This is a genomic window from uncultured Lutibacter sp., from assembly GCF_937891065.1.
Lineage (GTDB): Bacteria > Bacteroidota > Bacteroidia > Flavobacteriales > Flavobacteriaceae > Lutibacter.
This window is the reverse complement of sequence record NZ_CALAEQ010000270.1, coordinates 1-11,922: the sequence shown is the minus strand read 5'-3', so window position 1 is coordinate 11,922 and position 11,922 is coordinate 1. Positions and strand designations below refer to the sequence as shown.

The 11,922-nt window shown below is 29.2% G+C and carries 14 protein-coding genes; 9 read left to right on the top strand and 5 right to left on the bottom strand.

What is annotated here, in order from left to right:
• Positions 1–222 precede the first annotated feature (222 nt).
• Genes Q0352_RS14595 through Q0352_RS14575 form a run of 5 tightly spaced genes read right to left on the bottom strand, consistent with a single transcriptional unit; the run spans position 223 to position 3,460 of the window.
• Positions 223–999: a TerC family protein gene (locus Q0352_RS14595; protein ID WP_299528836.1), complete on the bottom strand. Its 777-nt coding sequence runs from the start codon at positions 997–999 to the stop codon at positions 223–225.
• An 8-nt stretch (positions 1,000–1,007) separates the two neighbouring features.
• Positions 1,008–1,373, bottom strand: a complete 366-nt coding sequence (locus tag Q0352_RS14590; RefSeq protein WP_299528834.1) for a hypothetical protein — start codon at positions 1,371–1,373, stop codon at positions 1,008–1,010.
• The gene (gene purB, locus Q0352_RS14585) at positions 1,374–2,717 is read right to left on the bottom strand and encodes an adenylosuccinate lyase (RefSeq protein WP_299528832.1); all 1,344 of its coding nucleotides are present in this window, start codon (positions 2,715–2,717) and stop codon (positions 1,374–1,376) included. It lies immediately after the preceding gene.
• Positions 2,718–2,772: 55 nt separating this feature from the next.
• Complete coding sequence (locus tag Q0352_RS14580; RefSeq protein ID WP_299528830.1) at positions 2,773–3,342, bottom strand: adenylosuccinate lyase; 570 nt, start codon at positions 3,340–3,342, stop codon at positions 2,773–2,775.
• On the bottom strand, positions 3,335–3,460 hold the full coding sequence (locus tag Q0352_RS14575; protein ID WP_299528828.1) for a hypothetical protein: 126 nt from the start codon (positions 3,458–3,460) through the stop codon (positions 3,335–3,337). Before Q0352_RS14575 ends, Q0352_RS14580 begins: the two co-directional genes overlap by 8 nt.
• Before the next feature lie 63 nt (positions 3,461–3,523).
• On the opposite strand from Q0352_RS14575, the gene Q0352_RS14570 reads away from it, so the two are divergent.
• From Q0352_RS14570 to argC, 9 genes are all read left to right on the top strand, one after another.
• Entirely contained in the window at positions 3,524–4,510 is a 987-nt protein-coding gene (locus Q0352_RS14570; RefSeq protein ID WP_299528826.1) for a DUF1028 domain-containing protein, read from the top strand.
• Positions 4,511–4,513: 3 nt separating this feature from the next.
• Positions 4,514–4,951 (top strand): heme-binding domain-containing protein, encoded by a 438-nt coding sequence (locus tag Q0352_RS14565; protein WP_299528824.1) that lies wholly within the window; start codon positions 4,514–4,516, stop codon positions 4,949–4,951.
• 22 nt (positions 4,952–4,973) lie between these two features.
• A complete protein-coding gene (locus Q0352_RS14560; protein ID WP_299528822.1) occupies positions 4,974–5,657 on the top strand; it encodes a toxin-antitoxin system YwqK family antitoxin in 684 nt (227 codons plus the stop codon).
• Between the two features lie 26 nt (positions 5,658–5,683).
• Positions 5,684–6,310 (top strand): carbonic anhydrase, encoded by a 627-nt coding sequence (locus tag Q0352_RS14555; protein WP_299528820.1) that lies wholly within the window; start codon positions 5,684–5,686, stop codon positions 6,308–6,310.
• Positions 6,311–6,505: 195 nt separating this feature from the next.
• Entirely contained in the window at positions 6,506–7,966 is a 1,461-nt protein-coding gene (locus tag Q0352_RS14550) for a YiiX/YebB-like N1pC/P60 family cysteine hydrolase (protein WP_299528818.1), read from the top strand.
• A 102-nt stretch (positions 7,967–8,068) separates the two neighbouring features.
• A complete protein-coding gene (locus Q0352_RS14545; RefSeq protein WP_299528816.1) occupies positions 8,069–8,260 on the top strand; it encodes a cold-shock protein in 192 nt (63 codons plus the stop codon).
• Between the two features lie 529 nt (positions 8,261–8,789).
• Positions 8,790–9,614 (top strand): acetylglutamate kinase, encoded by an 825-nt coding sequence (gene argB, locus Q0352_RS14540; RefSeq protein WP_299528814.1) that lies wholly within the window; start codon positions 8,790–8,792, stop codon positions 9,612–9,614.
• Positions 9,615–9,631: 17 nt separating this feature from the next.
• The gene (locus Q0352_RS14535; RefSeq protein WP_299528812.1) at positions 9,632–10,828 is read left to right on the top strand and encodes an aspartate aminotransferase family protein; all 1,197 of its coding nucleotides are present in this window, start codon (positions 9,632–9,634) and stop codon (positions 10,826–10,828) included.
• The gene (argC, locus tag Q0352_RS14530; protein WP_299528810.1) at positions 10,821–11,858 is read left to right on the top strand and encodes an N-acetyl-gamma-glutamyl-phosphate reductase; all 1,038 of its coding nucleotides are present in this window, start codon (positions 10,821–10,823) and stop codon (positions 11,856–11,858) included. The genes Q0352_RS14535 and argC overlap by 8 nt, the downstream gene beginning before the upstream one ends.
• The last annotated feature ends 64 nt before the right edge of the window (positions 11,859–11,922 follow it).

The window sequence follows — 11,922 nt, the reverse complement described above, 5'->3', positions numbered from 1 at the left end:
TAATGGAATAAGTATAAAACTTAATGTTTTTAATAAATAAAAAATTAATGGAATTACAATTACCAATAATAAAATGTTTGTTGTTTTACGTTCGTTCATAAGTTTCTGAATATCACTTTGCAAATGTACTAAGAAAAATTCCACATTTTTTGGATTTTTCTAGCAGCGCTATATTTGTTTCTTTAAATTATTATAGTAAAATTAGTTACTAAATAAGTTTGTTTATTTCTTTCTAATTTTCATGTTTAAAGCTTCTACACCCAATGAAAAAGCAATGGCAAAGTATAAATAGCCCTTAGGAATTGCTCCTACAGGTTTATTAAAAATTTCGATGTGAGATAAATGTGCACCTTCAGTAATTAACATAAATCCAATTAATATTAAAAAAGACAATGCTAACATTTGAATTGTTGGATGTTTGTTAACAAATTCACCTACAGGTGTTGCAAAAATCATCATAATTATCATTGAAATAATTACTGCCGTAACCATTATAATTAGTGCTCCTGGAATTCCGTTAGTCATACCAACAGCTGTTAATACAGAATCGAAGGAGAAAACGATATCAATCATTACTATTTGAATGATTACCATACCAAAAGTTGCTGCAACTTTACTTTTTACAGATTTTGAATCACTTTCTGTTTCCTCATTTCCTTCAACCTTATGGTGAATTTCTTTGGTGCTTTTGTATAATAAAAAGATTCCACCTAACACTAAAATTACACTTTGACCTGTAATTCCTCCTTTAAACCATGACAAGTCAAAACTTAAAAAAGGAGCTTTCATTGATATCAACCATGAAACACCCATTAATAAAATAATTCTAAAAAACAGTGCTAATAATAATCCTAATCTAGTAGCTCTTTTAATTTGGTCTTTGGGTAATTTTCCTGCAGAAATTGATATAAAAATTATATTATCTATTCCTAAAATAATTTCTAAAAAAGTTAGTGTTAACAGAGCGATCCAAGTATCTGCTTGTAAAAAAATTTCCATAATTAAATTTATTTTTTATAAATAGTGCCTTTTTGTATATAATTTGAATGTCCAATTACAGCTTCAAAATCATACGAATCTTTATTTAAGCTTGTTATTTTTACATAAATAGGATCTTCATCAATTGCAGTTTTTGGGTGCAACATTTGAAGTGTATAATTGAAATTGTTTTTCCAAGTTATTGAAAGAGAATCTATTCTGTCTTCATATTTTTCAATCTGAAGTGAATCTTGTCTAGTGATTATCGTTTTTTCATATCCTTTACCTTCTGGAATTTCAAAAGTTCCTGTTTTAAAACGATCAGGATTTAACTCGTCATTTTTACATGAAATTACTGATATTAATAAAACGAATATTGTTACAATTTTTTTCATTTAAATTCCTGTATAGTTACTTGGTGTTATTGCTTTTAATTCTTCTTTTAACAAATTAGAAACGTCTAAACTATCAATAAAATCAGCCATAGATTTTTGAGTAATTTTTTCGTTTGTTCTTGTCAATCCTTTTAAAGCTTCATAAGGGTTAGGATAAGCTTCTCTTCTTAATATTGTTTGAATTGCTTCTGCAACAACCGCCCAATTATTCTCTAAATCTTCGGCAAATTTTTCTTTGTTAATTAATAATTTATTCAATCCTTTTAACGTAGAACTGAAAGCAATAATTGTATGCCCAAATGGAACACCAACATTTCTTAATACAGTTGAATCGGTTAAATCTCTTTGAAGTCTTGAAATAGGAAGTTTTGCTGATAAATGTTCGAAAATTGCATTTGCCATACCCAAATTTCCTTCTGAATTTTCAAAATCAATTGGATTAACCTTATGAGGCATTGCTGAAGAACCAACTTCTCCTGCTTTTATTTTTTGTTTAAAATATTCCATAGAAACATACGTCCACATATCTCTATCAAAGTCAATTAAAATGTTATTTATGCGTTTTAAAGCATCAAAAATTCCGGCAATATGGTCGTAATGCTCAATTTGAGTAGTTGGAAAAGAATGATGTAAACCTAATACTTTTTCAACAAAATGAGTTCCAAAAGCTTTCCAGTCAATAGTTGGATAAGCGACTTTGTGTGCGTTAAAATTACCTGTTGCTCCACCAAATTTAGCAGCGTATGGTATATTTTGTAATTGATTCACTTGTTGTTCAATACGTTCAATAAAAACCAAAATTTCTTTTCCTAATCTGGTTGGAGAAGCTGGTTGTCCGTGGGTTCTTGCTAACATTGGAACATCAGACCAAGCAGTTGCCAATTGTCTAAGTTTCTCTAAAAGTGTAGCTAATTCAGGATAATATACAACATCAAAAGCATCGTTTATAGATAATGGTGTTGCTGTGTTATTGATATCTTGTGAAGTTAATCCGAAGTGAATAAATTCCTTATATTTTTGAAGATTTAATGCGTCAAATTTTTCTTTAATAAAATATTCAACAGCTTTTACATCATGATTTGTAATAGCTTCAATGTCTTTAATTTTTTGAGCATCAGCTGACGTGAAGTTTCTGTAAATTGATCTTAACTCTTCAAAAAGCGTTGTGTCAAATTTACTTAATTGAGGAAGTGGAATTTCACATAAAGCAATAAAATATTCAATTTCAACTTTTACTCTATATTTAATTAAGGCTTCTTCTGAGAAAAACGGAGCTAAACTTTCTACTTTGTTTCTGTATCTACCGTCAATTGGAGATATGGCATTTAAAATTGTTAAGGACATTCTTTAGTTTTGTAATTAGGTGCAAAATTAATGAATTAAACCTAAATTAAAATATTTATTTCTTGTTTATAAGGTCTAAGGTCATTCTTCCACGTGCTTTATAGGCAGGGCTTTCATTTGCCATGTTTTGTTTAATAATTAGTTTCAATTCTTCGTGTACCCAATCGTAGTTTTTACCAAGTAAATATAGTGTTTGCATTGCGTATGCTTTGGTTGCTACTTTGCGATCGCTAATTAACCAATCGAAACTAATTTCAATAATGCTATCAATATGAAATTTAGTTATGATTTTTTTTAATAGAATATTATTTTTTGAAGCATAGGTTTGGGCTAAAAACATGCATATTTTAGAAGCCGGACGCACTGCACTATCATGTTTTAAATGCTTTATGTTTTTAGTAAAATAGGAAAGATGCGGCAAAAGTAAATTTAATTTTAATTCGCAAACCAATTCAAGTACCCAAGCTGCTTTTATAGCAGTTTTATCATTTAATTCAAAAACAATCGCAATTAAAAATGGAAAAAGTTCTTCGTTTTTTAAAACTAAACTAGTTACCCGCATTCGGTTTACTCTTTTAGCATTTTCAATGTTATTGAGTTGTAAAATTAAAAATTCTTTATTCATTTTCTTTTTTATCCTTTTTTTTAGGTGAAAGTTTATACATTAAATATATAAAACCAACAATTACATGACCAATAGCAACAATCACAATTGTATAAAACCAAACATTTGAAATTCCCATAAATTAAAATTAAATTAAATATATGAAAAGAATAGTATCTTTATTTTTTTAAATTAAAAAATTATGAAGTTACCAATTGTAATGATTTTAGTACTTATTATAAACTTTTCTGGGATTTCTCAACAAGTTTATGCTAAAAAAGACCCGTTTGCCCATACTTATTCAATTGTAGCAAGAGATACAGTAACTGGAGAAATGGGAGTAGCAGTGCAGTCTCACTGGTTTTCTGTAGGAAGTTTAGTTGCTTGGGGAAAAGCAGGCGTTGGAGTTGTTGCAACACAGTCGTTTATAAATCTTTCATTTGGACCACGAGGTTTAAGTTTACTTGAAAATGGTTTATCACCAAAATTAGCAATGCAAACGTTGTTAGAAATAGATGAAGGCAGAGATGTTCGTCAGCTAGCAATTTTGGATGTTTATGGAAATGTTGGCGCATATACAGGCAAAAATTGTATTGAAGCAGCAGGGCATATTATTGGTGATAATTTTTCAGTACAAGCTAATTTAATGGAGAAAAATACAGTTTGGCCTGCAATGGCAGAAGCTTTTAAAAATTCAAAAGGAAGTTTAGCAGAGCGAATGTTAATTGCTATGGAAGCAGCGCAAAATGAAGGTGGAGATATTAGAGGTAAACAATCTGTGGCTATTTTAGTCGTTAAAGGGAAGAGTACAGGGAATAGTTGGGAAGATAAAGTGGTTGATTTAAGAGTTGAAGACAATGAAAACCCTTTAAAAGAAATGAGAAGATTATTAACAATTCATACAGCTTATGAATTTATGAATCAGGGAGATTTAGCTGTTGAAACAGGAAATAATGTGTTGGCAAAAGAACATTATATGAATGCTCAAAAATTAAATCCAGATAATTTAGAAATGAAATACTGGTATGCTGTAACTTTGGCAAATAATGGGGAGTTGGCTGAAGCTAAAACAATTTTTAAGGAAATATTTAAACAAAACAGCAATTGGAAAACTTTAACGCCTAGATTGATTAAAGCTAAGTTGCTGACAATTAGCAACAAACAATTAGAAGAAATTATAAAATTATAAACAATGAAAAAAGTACTATTTGGAATTTTAGTTGTAATTATTTTAATACAATTCATTCGTCCTGAAAAAAATATTTCAAATTTAGGAACATATGATATAACTACGGTAATGGAAGTTCCTGAAGAAGTGAAAGAAATTCTAAAAACATCGTGTGCCGATTGTCATTCAAATACAACTATTTATCCATGGTATAGTGAAATTGCGCCTGTTTCTTGGTATTTAGCACAGCATGTAAATGAAGGAAAAGAGCATTTAAATTTTTCTGAATGGGCAGCTTACAATACAGATCAGCAAAATCATATTTTAAAAGACATAAAAAAAGAATTAAAAAAACAAGGAATGCCTTTAGAAAGTTATTTATGGATTCATAATGACGCTAAAATGACTGAAACGCAATATGAAACTTTGTTAAATTGGGTAAACACAATTCCTTCAGAATAATAGTTATTTAAAAATTTTAATAATGAAAATTCATCATTCACTTTCTACGATTATTTTATTTTTGCTTATTGGGTTTCAATCAATATATTCGCAAGAGAAAATAAACCAATTGAATGCAAACGGTGAAAGAGTTGGCATTTGGAAAAAGTTTCATAATAATAACCGTATTCGATATGAAGGTCAGTTTGAAGCAGGAAAAGAAGTTGGTGTTTTTAACTATTATAGCGCCTTAAATTCAGACCATCCAACAGTAATTAAAACTTTTTCAAAAAGCAGTAATAAAGCTACTATTCAGTTTTTTACTGAAAAAGGAGTTTTAGAAAGTGAAGGTGAAATGAATGGAAAAAATAGAATTGGAAAGTGGTTCTATTTTCATCCAGATGGAAAGTCAATTTTATCAGAAGAGAATTATGAAAATGGTGTTTTAAATGGGGAAGCTAAAACCTATTATCTAAAAGGTGAATTAACAGAAATTTCTCATTTTAAAAATGGAAAATTACATGGAAATTTAAAACGTTATGCAGATAATAATGTTTTATTAGATGATATAAACTACGAAAACGGAAAACGTCATGGTGCCGCAAAATATTACAATATTGATGGTAAATTGATACTTTGGGGCAATTATGAAAATGATGAAAAAGTAGGGGAGTGGGAATATTTTAAAAATGGGAAACCAAAAAATTTTGATAAAGAAAAGAAATAAAAAATTACTAACTAAAAAATATAGATTTGGACATTAGCAGAATTTTTGAGAACAACGAAAAATGGATTGTTAAGAAACTTGAAATGGGTAAAGACTATTTTAAGAATCTTTCAAAGGGTCAAAATCCTGAAATTCTTTATATTGGCTGTTCAGATAGCCGTGTTTCATCTGAAGAATTAATGGGTGTTCAGCCAGGAGAAGTATTTGTGCATAGAAATATTGCGAATATGGTTCCTAATACTGATTTAAGTGTAATGTCAGTAATAAATTATGCAGTAAGTCACCTTAAAGTGAAACATGTTGTAGTTTGTGGACATTATTATTGTGGTGGAGTGAAAGCTGCAATGCAATCGGAAGATTTAGGATTGTTAAACCCTTGGTTACGGAATATACGAGATGTTTATAGAATTCATAAACATGAATTAGATTTAATAACTTGTGAAGAAGATAAATACAAGCGGCTTGTAGAGTTAAACGTGCAAGAGCAATGTGTAAATGTTCTTAAAACTTCTGACGTTCAAAAGGCTTTTAGAGAACGTCATATAACAGTTCATGGTTGGGTTTGGGATATGCATACAGGTAAATTAATTGATCTTAAAATAGATTTTGATAAAATTTTAAAGGATATTATGGAAATTTACCATCTATCTTAGTTGGCTACATTATTTCATATGTGTATTGATTCTTTATTAAGTTTATTAGTTGATAATTATCAATTTAAAATGCACTAAATTCAGTATATTTACTATAAAACAAGTCGCTTTTAGCGTAAAATTGTGCATATTTCAATTAGATATTATAAAATTTTTAATTTCAAAAAAAGAAATTATTATCTTCTTTTTAATAAGTTGCATATAGTTGTTTTGTTATTCCTTTTTTCAACAGAATTTATTTTTAGTCAAAGTAATGAGTTTTTATTTAACACTTTAAGCAAAATTGAAGTAAAAGAAAGTGGAGTAACTAATAATTATGCGAATTATTTAAACCTACTTGATAATCATCAACTTCTTCAAAATGAATTAATTGATAGTTCAAATTACTTTAAAAAAATAAGAAATAAAAAGTATGTTTTGAATGGAAATGATATTAAAGTAATAAACCAATCGTTTTCAAAAAGAATAGAATTGTTAAAACAGTCTGTTAATTTTCCTGAAATTGAAGAGAATTTAGATGAAAACCTTCATTTAAATAATTTAATAGCTACTCATTTAAAAATAAAATCATTAGAAACCTTTGTAACTCAGCAAAATATTGTTGGTCAAAATGCAACAATTAATAATCTAATTAATGAAGAAAATGGTTTATATCATCAAGATAAAAAATCCTTAAAAAAAATTAAAAGAATTATAATTTCAAGGAAGTTTAGAAAATCAATACTTGAAACTTGGAATAATTCGAAAGGATCAAATGATAATATTCTTAATGAAACTATAATTAAAAAGATTGAAGCTACTTCTTATTATCAAAATTTTTTATCAAATGATAAAAATATAAAATCCTCAAAAAAATATTTCAGAAAATTAATTGATAAAAAAAGTACGTTTAATGCAGAGGTTAATTTTAATAATTTCTTAAATAATATCTCTTCAGGAGTATCAAATGTGGTAAGTAATTTTATGGGAATATTTGCTTCAAGAAAAGGTAAATTAATAAATAATGAAGATTTTATTAATAACTCGTTACATCTTTTACAGCCATTAGACGTTGTTTTAGAAAAAACTCCTTTTAGATTAACAGACAGATTTATTCCTGGTTATTGGGGACATGCTGCAATTTATATTGGGAATGAAATACAATTAAAAAAGTTAGGGGTGTGGGAACACCCATTTGTTGAAAAATACCATGAAGAAATTTTACAAGGAAAATTTATTGTTGAAGCATTAAGAAGTAAAGTGGCTTGTAATACCTTTAAAAGATTTTCGAATATTGATGATTATGCACAATTAAGGTTAATTAAAGAACCTTCGCTGGCTAAAAAAAGAGAAATGATTGTGAGAGTGTTTGCTCAAATTGGTAAAAAATATGATTTTGGTTATGATGTAGAATCTAGTAAAAAAATTATATGTTCCGAATTGCATTATATTACATATGATGAAATTGTTTTTAATACGGACCGTTTTTTTGGAATTAATACCATTACTGTGGATCATGTTGCAGAGCAAGCTTTAAAAGGAGGTGCATTTTACCCAGTTGACTTATATTTAGATGGAATAAGAATTGAAGATGGCAAAATTTTTGAAATTTATGATCAACTTCCAACATCAAAAAATAAAGAATTAAAAAAACTTAAAAGAAGCCTCCATCAATAATTAAATTTCTATTCTAATTAATTGATATAAAAATAATTAGGGAAATTAAATTTTTGGCATTATATTTGTCTATTAATAAACAAATAATTAAATTTTTTAACAATGAGTAAAGGAACAGTAAAATTTTTCAATGATGCCAAAGGATTTGGATTCATCACAGAAGAAGGTTCTAACAAAGAACATTTTGTACACATTTCTGGATTAATCGATGAAATTCGCGAAGGCGATGAAGTTGAATTCGATTTATCAGAAGGTAAAAAAGGATTAAACGCAGTAAACGTAAAAGTTATATAATATATAATTACCTTTTTACACTATAAAGTCTATCAATTTTGATAGGCTTTTTTTTTGCATTAATTTTTATGCTTCAAGCTTTTAAATCTTTTGCCAAATTAAATTTATAAGAATACTTAACTTTTTTTGAAAGTATTTAATATAAGTTAAAGTAGCAATCATGAGTATATTAGCAATTAAGAGCGGTCGTTTATTTTTTAAAATTTACACGTTTTAGTTTAAAGATTGCAAAATAAAAGCATATTTATTTAAGTATTTTAAAGAAATCAGACTCATTATTTATAATTTTTTAAAGTTATTACTTTAATATTTATTAGGATAATTAAAGTAATAGCTTTAAATTTGTGTTAATATTATTTGAAATCATCCACAATCAGTTACAATACTGATTTCTTATTGCGTTTGTAAACCCAAATCTTTTAACACTTTAAAGGTTTGTAAAAAAATAAAAAACTGCAATCCAACAAATATCACTGCTCCTAAATAAAAGTTTTCTGAGTATATTTTATTAATTATAAAGGAAAAAAAAATGACAAAAAAACACCTGCTTTTATTTAAATATGGAGGAAATGCAATGACCAATCAGCCACTTAAAAAACAAGTGCTAAAAAACATGTGTGATTTAAAAGAAAAAGGATACCAAGTTGTAATTGTACATGGTGGAGGTCCTTTTATCAAGCAAACTTTGGAAGAAGTTAATATTGATTCGGAGTTTATTGACGGACAGCGAAAAACAACACCAGAAGCAATGGAATATGTTGAAATGGCGCTTAAAGGAAGAGTTAATGGCAGCCTAATTTCCATAATTAATGGAATGGGGCATAAAGCGGTTGGATTATCAGGTAAAGACGGACAAACAGTAACCGCAAAAAAACGTTTGCATGAGCATACAAAAAACGGAAAGACAGAATTAGTAGATTTAGGACAAGTCGGCGATGTAGAAAGCGTTGATACTTCCCTAATCAAATTGTTGTTAGAAAATGATTTTATTCCGGTAATCACTTGTATTGCTTCAGATAAAAATGGGAACGATTATAATATTAACGGCGATCTATTTGCTGGCCATATAGCTGGTGCACTTTCAGCAGAACAATATATTATTTTAACAGATGTTAATGGATTAATGCTTGATAAAGACAATCCTACTTCCATTATCCATGAACTTAAAGTAGCCGAAATAAATCACCTAAAAGAAATAAAATGTATTCAGGGCGGAATGATTCCAAAAATGGATTCTTGTGAAATTGCTATAGAAAAAGGAGCTAAACAGGCAAGAATCATCAATGGAACCATCCCTGAACAGATTTTATCCCTTTTTAAAAATCAAAAAATGGGAACAAGCATCACTGCATAATTTAAAGAATTTATACCATGACACAAAAATTGAATAAAACATACAATGACCTTGATAAAAAGTATTATTTACAAACTTTTAAACGCTATCCTTTAACATTTGACTATGGAAAAGGTTCCCATATATGGGATGTGGAAGGCAATAAATATATTGATATGTTGGGAGGTATTGCTGTAAATAACGTTGGCCATTGCCACCCAAAAGTTGTAAAAACAATTCAGGATCAGGCAGCTAAATTAATTCATATTTCAAATTTTTATTTGAGCGAACCACAGGTAATGCTTTCCAAAAAATTAGTGGAATTATCAGGTTTAGACCGAGTGTTTTTTACCAATAGTGGTGCGGAATCTGTTGAAGGTGCTATAAAAATAGCACGTAAATACGCACACAGTATTGGACGTGGAGGAACTATTATTTCTTTTGAAAACTCCTTTCACGGACGTACAATGGCAACTATTGCTACAGGTAAAAAAGCATATCAAAAAGGATTTGAGCCAATTCCACAAGGATTTTCTCAAGTGCCTTTTAATAACATAGAAGCCATAAAAAAAGCTGTGGACAACAATACAGCAGCAATTATTATAGAGCCTATTCAAGGAGAAGGTGGTGTTAATATCGTGGATAAAACGTTCCTAAAATCATTAAGAGATTTTTGTGATGAACAACGTATTGTGTTGATTTTTGATGAAATACAGTGTGGTATTGGTCGAACAGGAAAAATGTTTGCCAAAGAGCATTTTGGGGTAGAACCGGATATTATGACGTTAGCGAAAGCTTTAGGAAGTGGTGTTCCAATTGGTGCCATTCTTTCAAACGAAAAAGTAAGTTCGGCGATAGAATTTGGTGATCACGGAACAACTTTTGGAGGAAATCCATTGGTATGTGCTGCTTCATTGGCAACCATCGAAGTTATTGAATCTGAAAATTTGATACAACAGGCCGAAGAAAAAGGTAGTTGGATAAAATCGAAAATTGTTGCAATGAATAATCCAGACATCAAAGAAGTTCGAGGAAAAGGACTGATGATTGGTGTGGTATTTAATTTTGAAACAAAGCCTTTGGTACTGAAAATGCTTAAAAATGGAGTGTTGGCAAATGCCACAGCCGATAATGTGTTGCGTTTGGTCCCACCTTTAAATATCAATTATGATGATTTGGAAAAAGTAATGGAAGTATTGGAAAAATCATTAAAAGAACTAAAAAATAATGAATAAAAAGAAAATAGGAATTATAGGAGCAACGGGTTATACTGGATCAGAATTGGTACGTATTTTAACCAATCACTCAGATGTGGAAATCACCATGATTACTTCTGAAAGTCGGGCAGGAGAATTGTTTTCTGATGTTCATCCTTTCTTACAAGGAATTGCTGATCAAAAATTGGTATCAATAAATCAAATAGATGAATATAAGCTTGATTTAGTTTTTCTTGCTTTGCCACATGGTATTTCAATGGATTTTGCGAAACGTTTTAAAGACAAACCTTTTAAAATTATTGATCTTTCTGGAGATTTTCGTTTGAGTTCAAAAGAAGTTTATGAAGAATGGTATAAACTAAACCATATTTTTCCCGAAGGAATTGAAAAAGCTGTTTTTGGAAGCCCGGAATTGTATTTTGATAAAATTAAAGATGCAAATCTAATTGCAAATCCAGGCTGCTTTCCTACAACTGCCATTTTAGGACTTGCTCCTTTATTAAAAGGCAACCTGATTGAGGAAGATCGTATAATTGTAGATTCAAAAACAGGTGTTACAGGAGCGGGAATAAAAGCAAAAACTGTAAACCTTTATTCTAATGTAAATGATAATTTTAAGGCATACGGACTTAAAAATCACAGACATACTATTGAAATGCAAGGAATATTAGATGAGGTTTCAGGAAAAGAAACACGTATTCAATTTACACCGCATTTATTGCCTGTAGATCGTGGAATTCTAAGCACCATTTATGTGCGACCTACAGAACATATGGATGAAAATAAGCTGAAAGCACTTTATAAGGACTTTTATGCAAATGCGCCTTTTGTTAGATTAAGAAATCAGGAGCCAGCTATAAAAGATGTAAGGGGAACTAATTATTGTGATTTATATGTAACGTATGACCAGCGAACCAATATGGTGATTATTATTAGTGTTATTGACAATCTTATTAAAGGAGCAGCAGGACAAGCGGTTCAAAATATGAATATTATGTTTGGCCTGGATGAAACCAAAGGACTGAACTTAATACCATTGAACCCATAATATTGAATACAAAATTTAACAAACAATAATATTTATTGAAATGATTAAAAATATAACAAACGTA